We start from the raw sequence: 12137 nt of genomic DNA on the forward strand, positions 1-12137 counted from the left end.
GAACACAAACGATGATGGAGATGGTGTAAAATAGAAGAAAAAAGGGAGAGTGAATTTCAATGAGAGCTGTTGCATTCAGCCGTTACGGCGGACCCGAAGTCCTGGAAGTCATTGAAAAGGAAAAACCTGAAGTAAGTGAAAACGATGTTCTGGTGAGAGTCGGGGCAAGCGGTATTAATCCGGTCGATACATACTTTCGGAAAGGGATCCGGCCTGTAGCCGATTTTCCATCGGTTCCGCACTTTGATCTCGCAGGCACTGTCGTAGAGACGGGAAGCAAAGTGACGAACATGAAAGTGGGCGACCGTGTCTGGGCAACAAATGTACCGGGTACTGCTGCAGAATTCGTGGCTGTTCCATCGGAGAAACTCTTTCTCATCCCTCCCCATATAACGGAAGCTGAAGGAGCAGCAGTCGCAATGGCGTTTATGACTGCCCACCTGAGCCTCCATTACCGGGCTGGACTGAAAAAAGACGAAACGGTGCTGATCTATGGAGGTGCAGGGTCAGTAGGGAACGCGGCCATCCAGCTTGCTAAACTGGCTGGTGCCACTGTGATTGCCACTGCCGGTTCGGAAGAGAAGAAGGACCTCTGCAAAGAATCCGGCGCTGATGATGTCATTCTTTACCACGAGGAAAATACTGTGGAAAAGGTCGTTGATCTAACCGGGGATATGGGTGTTGACGTCATACTCGACATGTCCCTCAGTGAGAACATGGAAAGTGATCTTGAAATGATTAAAACAGGCGGCCGTATTGTGACCATCGGATCTCCTGAAAACAACGCCCCACAGCTTCCATGGCGCAAACTGAACCAGAAGCACGCGTCACTGATGGGCGTTCTTCTGTTCACTGCACCGCCTGAGGAACTCCGTCATGCAGGAGAAGCGATCAGTACGATGCTCAACGACAGAACAATTACTCCTCACCTGGCTGCAACCTATTCCTTTGAAGAAGCCTCACAGGCACACGAGGATCTGGAGGCAAAAAAATACAACGGCAATCTTGTACTCGTACCCTGACTTTATATAAAAAACCGCACGGCAGATCAGCTTTCGATCTGCCGTGCAGTTTTTACATGCTGTCCTTTAACGAATCAGCTAAGGAGCCAGAAACAAAGCCCCGTATACGAGCGATCCCAGAATCACAAACGCGGGATGCACCTTCCATTTTTCCAGCAGGAGAAAACTTACCCCTACAAGAATCACTGTCTGAACGATTCCGTTATCAAAATAGGACGTCTCAAAAAAGCGGAACGCCATAATACCAAGAAGAACTGCAATCGTGGGGCGTACAATCATGCTGAGCAGCTTTACTTTCGGTGAGTCCTTAAACTTATAAAGAATACCAAGAAGCGCGATCATCAGGATCAGCGACGGAGCGATCGTGGCGAAAAGCCCGACAGCAGCCCCGAGGATGCCGCCCTCCACGAATCCGATATATCCCGCCATTTTCGTGGCGATTGGCCCGGGAAGAGCGTTACCCAGTGCAAGAACCTCACCGAACTCCTCCACAGTCATCCAGTCGTAACGGTGCACCACTTCATATTCAATGAGCGGTATGGTAGCCGGGCCACCGCCGTACCCCACGATCCCAGGAATAAAAAATGCAAGAAAGATTTCCCAGTAAGTCATGCGTCACCGCCTCCCTTCGTACGTTTCAGAAATACAAAGAGAAGCAGGCCGGCGATCACAAAGGCCGGATGCAGCCCGAGTGCTGTAATGAGAAGAGCACTCAGGATTACCAGAAGAAGGCTCCACCCTAAGCCGAGTCCTTCCCGTGACTTTGTGAAAAACTGCCACGTGAGCACAGCAAGCATCACACCTACAACCGGCAGGACGCCATTCGTCATACCCTGTACCCACGGATATTCTCTGAACGAGGCGAGTGAGACGAGGAGGACAATCATGAGCACCACGGTTGGCACCACCGAAGCGGCGATCGCATTGAGCATGCCTGCGGTCCCCGCAACCCGGTAGCCGATGTAGCCGGCCATTTTCGTGGCAATCGGTCCCGGCAGTGTGTTTCCCATAGCCAGGATGTCCGAGAATTCCTCGTCTTTCATCCACTTGTATTTTTCCACCACTTCCTTATGAATAAGCGGAATGGAAGCCGGGCCACCGCCGTAGCCGAGCATCCCGATTCTGAAAAAAGCCATAAAAATCTGTCCCTGTGTCAACCTGGTTCCCTCTCTTTACTTATCTCTAGTAGGCAGATACACTGCCGTCGGTCCGTGATTCGGTACCGCCTGCAAGGACACCTGTTTCAGGATTGCGCCAGATAATCTGGCCGCGGCCGAATCCGCCGCCCATATGAGCCACCTGAATGTCATGGCCTTTACGTGTAAGCTGCTGTGCTACCGGAGCACCGAAGCTCTGCTCAAACATCACGGTCCGGTCTTTCATCCACTGCCAGCGCGGGGCATCCAGTGCCGCCTGTGGGTTCAGGCCGAAGTCCACCGTGTTCATGACGACCTGCATGTGACCCTGAGGCTGCATAAATCCGCCCATCACACCAAACGGTCCAACCGCTTCATTATCTTTCGTCAAAAAGCCGGGAATGATCGTATGGAACGTGCGCTTCCCTGGTTTTAACGCATTGTCGTGCTCGGGGTCAAGACTGAAATTGTGTCCCCGGTTCTGAAGGGCAATACCTGTTTCCGGTACAACCACACCTGAGCCAAAGCCCATGTAGTTACTCTGGATAAAGGAAACCATGTTTCCTTCCCCATCCGCTGTGGCAAGGTAAACGGTTCCGCCTTTAGGAGGTTCGCCTGCTGACGGATACATAGCATGTTCGCCAATCAGGTCTCTTCGCTCCCGCCCGTATTCAGGGGAAAGAAGAGCGTCACTCGTCACACTCATTTCCGATTCCTCCGTCACATAGCGGTGACCATCGGCAAACGCAAGCTTCATTGCTTCGATCTGGCGGTGAAGCGTATCCGCATCATCACGACCGGCTGAAAAATCATCGTCTTTCAGCATATTCAGCGCCATCAGCGCAACAATACCCTGTCCGTTCGGAGGAATTTCCCAGACGTCGTAGCCTTTATAATTTACTGAAATAGGCTTTACCCATTCCGGTTTGTATGAAGCAAGGTCCTCTTTGCGGATAAAGCCGCCGTGTTCTTTCGAAAAGCTGTCAATCCGGTCGGCCAGTTCTCCCTTGTAAAACGCTTCGGCATTTGTTTCCCCGATCAGCTCAAGTGTACGGGCGTGCTCTTCTGACTTCCACATTTCCCCGGCTTCAGGAGCCCGGCCGTCAGGAGCAAACGTTGTAAACCAGTGGGCAAATTCCTCCCCGTCGAGTTTTTTACGGAACGCCTCTTCGGCACGCTTCCAGAAATAAGCAAGTGTCGGACTGAGGGGATAGCCTTTTCGAGCGTATTCAACCGCCGGAGCCAGCACGTCCTTTAATGGGAGTTTTCCGAATTTCTCCGACAGCTCTGCCCATGCTGCAGGTGCTCCAGGCACAGTTACAGGCGTTAACCCGAACGTTGGCATTTCCTTGTGGCCTTTTTCTTTAACAGCGTCAATGGACAAAGCATTTGGAGCCGGACCGCTGGCGTTAAGACCGTGAAGCTCGCCTTTTGTCCATACAAGTGCAAAGGCATCACCGCCGATGCCGTTTGAAGTAGGTTCAACTACTGTCAGACATGCAGCTGTAGCTATCGCTGCATCAATGGCATTGCCGCCTTTTTTAAGAATATCAAGCCCTGCCTGGGAGGCAAGTGGCTGGGATGTTGCCACCATCCCGTTCTGTGCGTATGTAACCATTCTCTGTGAAGCATATGGATAATGCTGACTGTCAAATGAAACCATTGTGAAACGCCCCTCTCAAATCTTTTTATTCATCCTACCATATTTCGGGTTCCGAATAAATTGAAATGTGTGGAAATTCAGAAGTCCAGGTCCGAAATCCCCTTTACTGTCAGGTAATCACCAGTATATTTCTTTTTTTCGGGCAGAAGCTAACAGGAAGGGAGGTGAAGCGTGATGGCACAGGATGTTCTTTGTGAAGTGTTCAACTGCGTGCATAACAGAGAGGGAAAGAAGTGTGAAGCGTCTGAGATCTTTGTGGTCAGTCACAAGGGGAAAAGCGCCTCCACTCAGGAGGAAACCGACTGTAAAACGTTCGAACCTGCCGGGCTTTAGTTTGTAAAAGGAAAACCTCCTGCTTTTCGCGGGAGGTTTTTTTGTAATGATTGAGCGAGGGGGCCTGATTGTTGAGAGTTACATCACTTGGCCTCGTTACCCTCGAGTTATGATACGATTCGGGGCTAATCGCATCATTTCACCCCGTTTCCCTCCGGTTTTAATACGATTCGGCGCTTATCGTATCATGTCACCACGTTTCCCGCGGGTTTTAATACGATTCGGCGCTTATCGCATCATGTCACCCTCGTTTCCCTCGGGTTTTAATACGATTCGGCGCTTATCGCATCATGTCACCCTCGTTCCTCTCGGGTTTTAATACGATTCCGCCCTAATCACATCATGATTCCCTCTTTTCCCGCAGGTTTTAATACGATTCCGCCCTAATCACATCATGTCTCCCTCGTTTCCCGCGGGTTTAATACGACTCGGCGCTTATCTTTCGCTTCCGGCGGGTTTTGATACGACTCGGCACCACTCGCTGTCCTTTGCCTCCAGCAGCTTAGAAATTCATCCGTGACTGTCCGCCGTCGACGTTCAGTGTGGCGCCGCTTACCCAGCGTGCTCGTTCTGATGCCAGGAAAACAGCCACGTCTGCGACTTCCTCCACGGTTCCGAATCGCCCTGCCGGAATTTCAGCCTCCACATAGGCTTCAATCTTTTCAGGGTCAGCCTCGAGTTTTTTCTGCCAATTCCCGGTCGGGTGCAGAATGGCACCTGGAGCCACACCGTTTACCCTCACGCCATCCTTGATCATTTCATCGGCAAATGCTTTTGTAAAACTGATCATCGCCGACTTGGCACTGTTGTATGTAGGCTTCCCGCCTGATTCGCGGCCGAAGATGGAGCTGATATTGACGATCGAACCTCCCCCGTTCTCTTTCATAGCCCCACCGGCCAGCTGACTGAAATGAACAGCGGACATAAAGTTAAGGTCCATTGCCTCCTGAAATTCTGTAAGGCTTGTCTCCATCACAGAGCTCCCGTTGCTGCCGCCAACATTATTGACGAGCACATCGATGCGGCCAAAGTGATCTGTAAACTCCCGGAAAACGCGGTCACGGTCGGCTTCACTGGTTAAATCCCCCTGAAACTGAGCCGTATTACCGCCGAGTTCCTCCGCGGCGTGACTGAGACTCTCCTTTGTACTTGCAGCAATTCCCACTTCTGCTCCTTCTTCAAGAAACGCTCTGGCGATCGCTTTTCCGATCCCCTTTGATCCACCTGTAACGAGCACCTTTTTTCCTTCAAGGTTCAGTTTCATTCGTTCATATCCCCTTTCAGTGTATAATCAATAATTTTCTGGTGCGGGACCGGAAATGGGAAAAAGTCCACGTCCTCCCGTTTTACCCAGCGCAGCCCGTCCCGATCCTGCGGCAGGGAGCCTGGTATTTTAACCTTATATACATCAATCTCCCAGACGATATGGGAAAACACGTGCCGGACGTGTTGAACGTATGTAAATTCCTCAGCAGTTACACCAGGGATACCGAGCCCTGCAAGGTACTCAATTATTCCGCTCAGATCTTCCGATTGGTCCTCGCAGTTTGGAAACTGCCACAGCTTGGCCAGCAGGCCTGTATCCGGGCGACGCTCAATGAGAATGTCACCATTCCCGTTTTCAATAACAGCCGCCTTCATGCTTTTTGCCACCGGCGGTTTTTTCTTTGCTTTTACCGGAAGCAGATCCTGCACGCCTTCCTCCCTTGCCCGGCAGTGTTCCTGTACCGGACAGATCAGGCACGACGGGGAGCGGGGAGTGCAGATGAGTGCACCAAGTTCCATAAGTGCCTGGTTAAAGTCAGACGGTACCGTCCGGGTAACAAGCGACTCTGCTATTCCTTCAAAGCGCTTGCGGGTGCCCACTTTGCTTATATCATCGTAAATTGCCAGGTTACGTGACAGCACCCGCATGACGTTCCCATCCACAGCCGGCTCCGGTTTATCGTAGGCAATGCTGAGAATGGCCCCTGCTGTATAAGGCCCGACACCTTTCAGGCTGCTCACCTCTTTTTTCGTATCCGGAACCCTGCCGCCATAAGTGCCGCTCACTTCCCGGACAGCTGCCTGCAGATTCCGCGCCCGCGAATAGTAGCCGAGCCCTTCCCATGCTTTCAGCACAGTCTCTTCTTCAGCATCCGCAAGGGCTTCTGGGGTTGGGAATAGACTGATAAAACGTTCAAAATAAGGAATGACTGTATCCACGCGTGTCTGCTGCAGCATTATTTCCGAGACCCAGATTTTGTACGGATCCTTCTCTTTTCGCCACGGCAGATCCCGTTTGTTTTCACGGTACCATGCAGTAAGGTCATCGCAGAACCGCTGCTCATTGAAAGTCTGTAATGCTTGATCGCTCATAAAATGCTGTTCCTTTCATGATGTATTTTGACGGCCGCATCCGGCTTTTTATCCCTGCACATCCTTCTGAACAAATGCCCAGCAGTGAACCTTCCGGAGCCCGCCTTCCACGTAGTCCTCCAGTTTTGAAAATAAAGGGTGCTCTCTCTCTGTACAGCGGAGCTTTTTCATGGCATGGTAGTGACTCATCGTAGGAAGACGGAACATCTCCACGTAAAGTCCGGGCTGGTCGGCAGCCTCATACCAGTCGGTTTCCTCGGCGCCGTATTCAGCCAGTGCCGGAAGCAGGTCAGCCATGAACGTTTCATACTCGTCTGTCCGGTCACTTTTCACTTTATACTCAAGAAAAATCTGTAAATTTTTCATTGGAATTTCTCCTTTTGAAATAGAGTGTTTTCGGGTATGACTATAGAAAGCAATATGTGAATTTCGTTAAAACAACGTAAAATCCGGACAAATAGACGAAAGTATCAATATAGTAAGTGTAACAGTAATGACTTAGCGATTCATCAAGGAGGTACACTGATGGACACGGGAACCCACGTCGTTATGGGGATTGCAATCGGAGGCCTGGCGACTCTTGATCCTTCCGTTTCGGGTAATCCGGCGATGGTACAGGCAGTCATGGCAGGTGCCATCATCGGCTCACAGGTCCCGGACTCTGATACAATCCTTAAACTGAAAAACAACGCATCGTATATCCGACACCACCGGGGCGTGACCCATTCCATCCCTGCATGGTTTATTTGGCCGACCGTAATTACCCTTATGCTGGCGATGATGATTCCGGGTATTTCCCTGATTACTCTCTGGCTCTGGACATTTCTGGCGGTCTTCCTCCACGTGTTCGTGGATATTTTTAATGCGTATGGTACGAAAGCATTTGCACCCTTTAAACAGAAATGGATGGCCCTTGGCATTATCAACATTTTTGATCCATTTATTTTTTCAGCTCACATCGTGGCGATTCTGTTCTGGCGCTATGGATTTGACCCGGGATGGACTTTCCTGACCATGTTCGGTGTAATCGCAGTCTACTATGTCTGGCGGGTCATGGAGCAGCGTAAAGTCCGGCGCATGTTCAAGTCCTATCATCCAGACGCCACGCACATATTTACATCTCCTACATTCCGCTGGAGTCAGTGGCATGTGGTCGTCCGGACAGCTAAAAAACTTTATGTAGCCCAGGTCAGGAAAGGAAAGGTCAATTATTTCGAGACCTATCCCTTTGAACCGATCCCCGATCATCCGATCATTAACGCTGCCAGGAAAGATAAGAACCTTGCTTCCTTTCTTTCCTTTTCCCCCACCTACCGCTGGGAAATTCACCGGGAAAAGGAAGGTTACATGGTTAAATTCGTGGATCTCCGCTACAGGAGTAAAGGCTACTACCCGTTTATTGCCATTGTGAAGCTCGATGAGGATCATGAAATCACCGGTTCCTACACCGGCTGGATTTACAATACCGATACTCTTCAGCGAAAGCTGACAGTTGCCACCGGTTAATACGAATTCCTCCTCTAACGGCAGGAAAGCGGAGCAGCTGGTCATATAAAACAGGGGTGCTCCCGGAAATCCGGGCGGCACCCCTGTTCTGTATTGTGCTGTCTGTTTTTTTAATGCAGCATCTGCCGGCTCGTCGTGCCACGTTCTTCAAAATGCTGTCTGAACTTCGGGTTTTCAAGCATGATTTCATGAAGCCGGTTTCCGTACTGGTTGATCCACTGAAGCAGAACCATCTCTGTTACTTCCTTGCCCCGGTACATCCTGCCTGCTTTGGCATAAGTGGACTCGAAGTCCTCCCAAAGCAGCTCCACCCAGGTACGTGCTTCCGTTGACGACATATAATTATTTTTTTCAAGCAGTCGGCTTGTTAAACGGTCGTAATAATCATTCATTTAAACCAGATCCTCCTTTTACAGTTTTTCCAAAGGATGAATGGATTTCTGTCTTCACAAACTAATCGTGCCCCGTCAAAAAAGGAGGTTCATTCCTTGAGAAATAAAGCAAAAGGTTTCCCGAACCGCATGCGGTTGTCCAAAGAGCGAAGAGCAGAGAGTCAGCATCAGTCGAAACGTCCTAACGGTGAGATCAACTCAAGCCCGAATGCCCGTATGCATTCCTCGGACCAGCACTAATCTGTATCAGCACTGGAGGTGCCCGTAGTGGGAAAAGGAACAAGGAGACAAAGGTTTGGCCTGAAGTACAGCGATCCATTTGAAGATCCCCGTGCCAATCCCAAGCATGCTTTTCATCAAGTGAATGGTGAGTCACAGCAGAGTCTGCACAATCAGATTCTTGAAGTACAGACGAGAAAGCGAAGCTGACTGTGCCTGAATGAACCAGCCTGAAGAGAAAGGCCCTGCGCCTTTCTCTTTTTTTTGTGACAGGAGCGGGATACAATTTACTCTTCTTTTTCCAGAAGCGAGATCGGTACAGCCTCTTCTTCCCTGCTGTCACGCCGCTTTCCCCATGCAAAAACTCCGTTCATGTAACTTATCGTGAACGTCTGGTCAGGTTCACCGGCAAAACGGTACGTATTCCCGGGTTCAAAATCGTCAGGATCCATCAGGTAAGCTTTTGCCATGGCCATCTTGCGCTCATAAACTGCATACTCATTGACAATCCCCATCTGCTCTGCTTTCTGGGCTTTTTCTTTTAACTGTGCAATTTCCGTACGCAATTCGTGCTCGGTCATCCGGCTGTATCTTCGTTCCATATTCGCGTCATCGTCCTTTTATTAAAGTGGGTATTATCCATTATAAAAAATGACAGTACAATTGAAAAGACTATCGCACGATAAAGTTATTGAAAATAGTTTCAGCAGAACGAATAACAAACCCCCGGATCCATGAAAAAGACTGCAGCGCCGGGCTCTGCAGTCTTCTGTACGGTAATGTGGAATCAGAAAAACAATATCATAAGAAAACCGGTCATTCCCGCAAAGACAGTATAATAAAGCATCGGCAGAATTGTTTTTCTGATAACAGCTCCTTCTTTTCCGACAAGTCCCGCTACCGCCGCTGCAGCCACGACGTTAAGCACACAGATCATGTTACCGGCATTCGCACCAATCACCTGGAGGGCTGTCACACGAGAAGGATCAAGGCCCGCCTGATCTGCTGCGCTGAACTGAAACAGCGTAAACATCATATTACTGAATGTGGCACTTCCTGAAATAAACGAACCGAGAGCACCGACAAAAGGGGCTGCAAGAGGCCAGGCACCCCCAAACACCGCAGACGCTGATCCTGCAAGTTCGAGCGGCATACTTTCAAGACCTGCCCCGTTAACACCTGAATTAATGAATATACGCACCATCGGAACTGCTGTAAATAGTGTAACGGCAGTACCGATTAGAGCTTTTGCCGAGATTCCCGCCGCAAGAGCGAATTCCTCCTTTTTAAGCCGATGAAGAAATACAGCTGACGCAGCTGCGATTATGAACACAAAACCGGGGATATAGAACGGCTCAAGCGTCTCGCTTATCCCCGTACCTAAAATATTGTTCCATTCTACCGTTATGGACTGGAGCCAGCCCTTAAATGGAAGGGCGTCCAGCCTGGTCGTAACGAGCAGTAATCCTACAAGAATATACGGCACCCATGCCATAAGAAACGATGGCCGCTCTTCCTTCTCCCGCTTTGCAGAGGCATTCACACCTTTCCCAAGCCATTCCGGGTCCCACTGCTTCCGTGGGGCAAAATTCCAGGTTTCCTCCGGCAGAAGCCATCCTTTTTTAGCTGCAGGCACCACAATCAGAAGCCCTGTAATACCTCCGAATATGGCAGGGAATTCCGGGCCGAGAAACCAGGCAGTCAAAAAGGCAGGCACCGTGAAGGCTGCTCCGGCAAACAGGGCAAATTTCCAAATGGCAAGCCCTTCTTTCCATGAACGGTTTTCTCCAAAGAAACGGGTCATCATCATAACAAGAATAAGGGGAAGCAGCGTACCGGTTATAAGGTCAATCTGCATGATCTGAACGGCAATCTGCTGGATAAATGAATCCATGCCGCCAGCTTCAGTTACGTAAGGCTGAACAGCAGCAGCAACACTCCCTCCTTCATAGAGACCCTGTTCAACACCAACTGTTACGGGGGTGCCGACAGCACCGAACGAAACGGGGGTACTGTCTGCAATCAGTGCCAGGGTTACCGAAGCAAGAGGCGGGAAGCCGAGTACGATGAGAAGCGGGGCAACAATGGCTGCGGGAGTGCCAAAACCAGCGGCTCCCTCAAGGAACGCCCCAAAAAGCCATGCAATAATGATTAGCTGTACTCTCCGGTCCGGACTGATACCTGTAAAACCGTTACGGATCGTATCAATGGCTCCGCTTAGCCTCAGTGTATTAAGAAGGAGCACAGCGCCAAAGACAATGTACAAAATGGAGAGACCGATCATAGCCCCCTCAAAAAAGGAAGCTGTTATTACAACGAGAGGAACCTGCCAGTACAGAAAAGCAAGGACCGCAGTCGCCCCAAGGCTGATTGTCATGGCTTTTACAGCAGGGAGTTTAAGTACAACCAGGAGAATCATTACGCTGATAACGGGGGTAAGTGCAGCAATCGCTGTAAACATATGCAGGTCTCCTCTTTCCTAACGTTTTTTATAAGTATATTATACACCTAATTGCTCAGTATTTCACAAATTAATTTTGACAAATGTCTGAATGTTTCATTCCTTTACTGTGTGTTCACTGCCCAGGAGGGCTTTCCGGCTCTTACGCTGCCGTACCTTTAGTCCGTTCCTGTCTTCTGATAAAAAAAGAGGCCCACTTCAGAGCCTCCGTTAGTCTTCTCCCATCTGTTCCTGTTTCCACTCTTCAAGCCAGCGGTCAATTTTCTCGAAAGGAAAACCCCGTCCGTAAAGGTACTGCCTAATCCGCCGCTCCTGCTCCCAGCCTTCATATCGGTCGTACTTACGTGCTGCTTTTTCGCCCTGCTTCCCGAGTGCCTCCAATTCCGCTTCTTCCTGCTCACTGCTGAAATCCAGTTCCTTGACCACTTCAGCAGCAAGTCCTGACGGAAATCCTTTCTGAACGAGAAACTGGACAAGCTTCTGTTTTATCTGCTGAATCGACTGGTTCCGGTAGGAACGCTGCTTCTTTTCTGCCAGTTCAAAAGCCATTCCGTACTGCTCCTCCTGGGAAAACTGCTCAAGCGCACTGTCAATATGTACATTGGCGACCCCCTTTTCCCTCAGCTCCATCCTGATTTTCAGAGGTCCTTTTTTCTGGGTGTTTTTTTTCGTTCTGACATAGGATTCGGCGAAAGCTTTATCGTCAAGAAGATTCATGTTTATCAGCCGCTCCAGAATCTCTTCAGCCTGATCGTCTTCAATTTCCTGCTCCCGCAGATAATCATCGATCTCTTTGACCGTACGCATCCTGAATGAAAGAAAATGGAGCGCACGGCTAAAGGCCTTGCTTTTTTCCTCGTCCTTCGAGATGGCGGCAATCTGGTCACTTGTAAGAGTGACTCCTTTCTGGATACCGTGCTTGACGAGTACATCCTCGTTTACAGTAAATCCATACTCATCCTTACCCTCTTTCTGGAAATAAATATGATAGCGGTCATTACGCTTCTTATGGAGTTTTATTTTTGATACCTTTCCCATTGCCGTTCA

Annotated in this window: 15 protein-coding genes; 5 read left to right on the plus strand and 10 right to left on the minus strand. The window is 49.8% G+C overall.

Annotation, left to right across the window (positions count from 1 at the left end; genetic code table 11):
* Nucleotides 1–59: 59 nt before the first annotated feature.
* On the plus strand, nt 60–1022 hold the full coding sequence (locus tag FGB90_RS15390; RefSeq protein ID WP_138811750.1) for an NADPH:quinone reductase: 963 nt from the start codon (nt 60–62) through the stop codon (nt 1020–1022).
* Between the two features lie 78 nt (nt 1023–1100).
* Here the strand turns inward: FGB90_RS15390 and FGB90_RS15395 are convergent, their stop codons facing one another.
* Genes FGB90_RS15395 through ggt form a run of 3 tightly spaced genes read right to left on the minus strand, consistent with a single transcriptional unit; the run spans nt 1101 to nt 3821 of the window.
* Nucleotides 1101–1634: a chromate transporter gene (locus FGB90_RS15395; RefSeq protein WP_138811751.1), complete on the minus strand. Its 534-nt coding sequence runs from the start codon at nt 1632–1634 to the stop codon at nt 1101–1103.
* Nucleotides 1631–2179: a chromate transporter gene (locus tag FGB90_RS15400; protein WP_138811752.1), complete on the minus strand. Its 549-nt coding sequence runs from the start codon at nt 2177–2179 to the stop codon at nt 1631–1633. Before FGB90_RS15400 ends, FGB90_RS15395 begins: the two co-directional genes overlap by 4 nt.
* Before the next feature lie 25 nt (nt 2180–2204).
* The gene (gene ggt / locus FGB90_RS15405) at nt 2205–3821 is read right to left on the minus strand and encodes a gamma-glutamyltransferase (RefSeq protein WP_138811753.1); all 1617 of its coding nucleotides are present in this window, start codon (nt 3819–3821) and stop codon (nt 2205–2207) included.
* 174 nt (nt 3822–3995) lie between these two features.
* Here ggt and FGB90_RS15410 point away from each other — a divergent pair, with 174 nt between their 5' ends.
* Nucleotides 3996–4154, plus strand: a complete 159-nt coding sequence (locus FGB90_RS15410; protein WP_138811754.1) for a DUF1540 domain-containing protein — start codon at nt 3996–3998, stop codon at nt 4152–4154.
* A gap of 502 nt (nt 4155–4656) precedes the next feature.
* Here FGB90_RS15410 and FGB90_RS15415 read toward each other — a convergent pair.
* Genes FGB90_RS15415 through FGB90_RS15425 form a run of 3 tightly spaced genes read right to left on the minus strand, consistent with a single transcriptional unit; the run spans nt 4657 to nt 6878 of the window.
* Nucleotides 4657–5418, minus strand: a complete 762-nt coding sequence (locus FGB90_RS15415; protein ID WP_138811755.1) for an SDR family NAD(P)-dependent oxidoreductase — start codon at nt 5416–5418, stop codon at nt 4657–4659.
* Nucleotides 5415–6512 (minus strand): A/G-specific adenine glycosylase, encoded by a 1098-nt coding sequence (gene mutY, locus FGB90_RS15420; RefSeq protein ID WP_138811756.1) that lies wholly within the window; start codon nt 6510–6512, stop codon nt 5415–5417. Before mutY ends, FGB90_RS15415 begins: the two co-directional genes overlap by 4 nt.
* A 48-nt stretch (nt 6513–6560) precedes the next feature.
* Nucleotides 6561–6878, minus strand: coding sequence for a hypothetical protein (locus FGB90_RS15425; protein ID WP_246056208.1), 318 nt, complete (start codon nt 6876–6878; stop codon nt 6561–6563).
* Between the two features lie 159 nt (nt 6879–7037).
* Between FGB90_RS15425 and FGB90_RS15430 the strand changes: the two genes are divergently transcribed.
* Nucleotides 7038–8018, plus strand: coding sequence for a metal-dependent hydrolase (locus tag FGB90_RS15430; RefSeq protein ID WP_138811758.1), 981 nt, complete (start codon nt 7038–7040; stop codon nt 8016–8018).
* Between the two features lie 110 nt (nt 8019–8128).
* On the opposite strand, the gene FGB90_RS15435 is transcribed toward FGB90_RS15430, so the two are convergent.
* Entirely contained in the window at nt 8129–8410 is a 282-nt protein-coding gene (locus FGB90_RS15435) for a YfhJ family protein (RefSeq protein ID WP_138811759.1), read from the minus strand.
* Between the two features lie 96 nt (nt 8411–8506).
* On the opposite strand from FGB90_RS15435, the gene sspK reads away from it, so the two are divergent.
* Nucleotides 8507–8650 (plus strand): small acid-soluble spore protein K, encoded by a 144-nt coding sequence (sspK, locus tag FGB90_RS15440; RefSeq protein WP_138811760.1) that lies wholly within the window; start codon nt 8507–8509, stop codon nt 8648–8650.
* A gap of 27 nt (nt 8651–8677) precedes the next feature.
* Nucleotides 8678–8839 (plus strand): YpzG family protein, encoded by a 162-nt coding sequence (locus tag FGB90_RS15445; protein WP_138811761.1) that lies wholly within the window; start codon nt 8678–8680, stop codon nt 8837–8839.
* A 77-nt stretch (nt 8840–8916) separates the two neighbouring features.
* Here the strand turns inward: FGB90_RS15445 and FGB90_RS15450 are convergent, their stop codons facing one another.
* The 3 genes from FGB90_RS15450 to recX form a co-directional block, all read right to left on the minus strand.
* On the minus strand, nt 8917–9231 hold the full coding sequence (locus FGB90_RS15450; protein WP_138811762.1) for a YfhH family protein: 315 nt from the start codon (nt 9229–9231) through the stop codon (nt 8917–8919).
* A gap of 185 nt (nt 9232–9416) precedes the next feature.
* Nucleotides 9417–11090 carry an L-lactate permease gene (locus FGB90_RS15455; RefSeq protein WP_138811763.1) on the minus strand — a complete coding sequence of 558 codons (1674 nt, stop codon included), beginning with the start codon at nt 11088–11090 and terminating at the stop codon, nt 9417–9419.
* A 210-nt stretch (nt 11091–11300) separates the two neighbouring features.
* Nucleotides 11301–12128 (minus strand): recombination regulator RecX, encoded by an 828-nt coding sequence (gene recX, locus FGB90_RS15460; RefSeq protein ID WP_138811764.1) that lies wholly within the window; start codon nt 12126–12128, stop codon nt 11301–11303.
* Nucleotides 12129–12137: the final 9 nt, after the last annotated feature.

The organism is Alteribacter natronophilus (assembly GCF_006007885.1).
Taxonomy (GTDB): domain Bacteria; phylum Bacillota; class Bacilli; order Bacillales; family Salisediminibacteriaceae; genus Alteribacter; species Alteribacter natronophilus.

Coding starts and splice junctions, on each gene's coding strand:
- FGB90_RS15415 (WP_138811755.1), bottom strand. CDS start 5,418: ATGAAACTGAACCTTGAAGGAAAAAAGGTGCTCGTTACAGGTGGATCA.
- FGB90_RS15450 (WP_138811762.1), bottom strand. CDS start 9,231: ATGGAACGAAGATACAGCCGGATGACCGAGCACGAATTGCGTACGGAA.
- FGB90_RS15395 (WP_138811751.1), bottom strand. CDS start 1,634: ATGACTTACTGGGAAATCTTTCTTGCATTTTTTATTCCTGGGATCGTG.
- FGB90_RS15410 (WP_138811754.1), top strand. CDS start 3,996: ATGGCACAGGATGTTCTTTGTGAAGTGTTCAACTGCGTGCATAACAGA.
- ggt (WP_138811753.1), bottom strand. CDS start 3,821: ATGGTTTCATTTGACAGTCAGCATTATCCATATGCTTCACAGAGAATG.
- FGB90_RS15455 (WP_138811763.1), bottom strand. CDS start 11,090: ATGTTTACAGCGATTGCTGCACTTACCCCCGTTATCAGCGTAATGATT.
- mutY (WP_138811756.1), bottom strand. CDS start 6,512: ATGAGCGATCAAGCATTACAGACTTTCAATGAGCAGCGGTTCTGCGAT.
- FGB90_RS15430 (WP_138811758.1), top strand. CDS start 7,038: ATGGACACGGGAACCCACGTCGTTATGGGGATTGCAATCGGAGGCCTG.
- FGB90_RS15435 (WP_138811759.1), bottom strand. CDS start 8,410: ATGAATGATTATTACGACCGTTTAACAAGCCGACTGCTTGAAAAAAAT.
- FGB90_RS15390 (WP_138811750.1), top strand. CDS start 60: ATGAGAGCTGTTGCATTCAGCCGTTACGGCGGACCCGAAGTCCTGGAA.
- FGB90_RS15425 (WP_246056208.1), bottom strand. CDS start 6,878: ATGAAAAATTTACAGATTTTTCTTGAGTATAAAGTGAAAAGTGACCGG.
- recX (WP_138811764.1), bottom strand. CDS start 12,128: ATGGGAAAGGTATCAAAAATAAAACTCCATAAGAAGCGTAATGACCGC.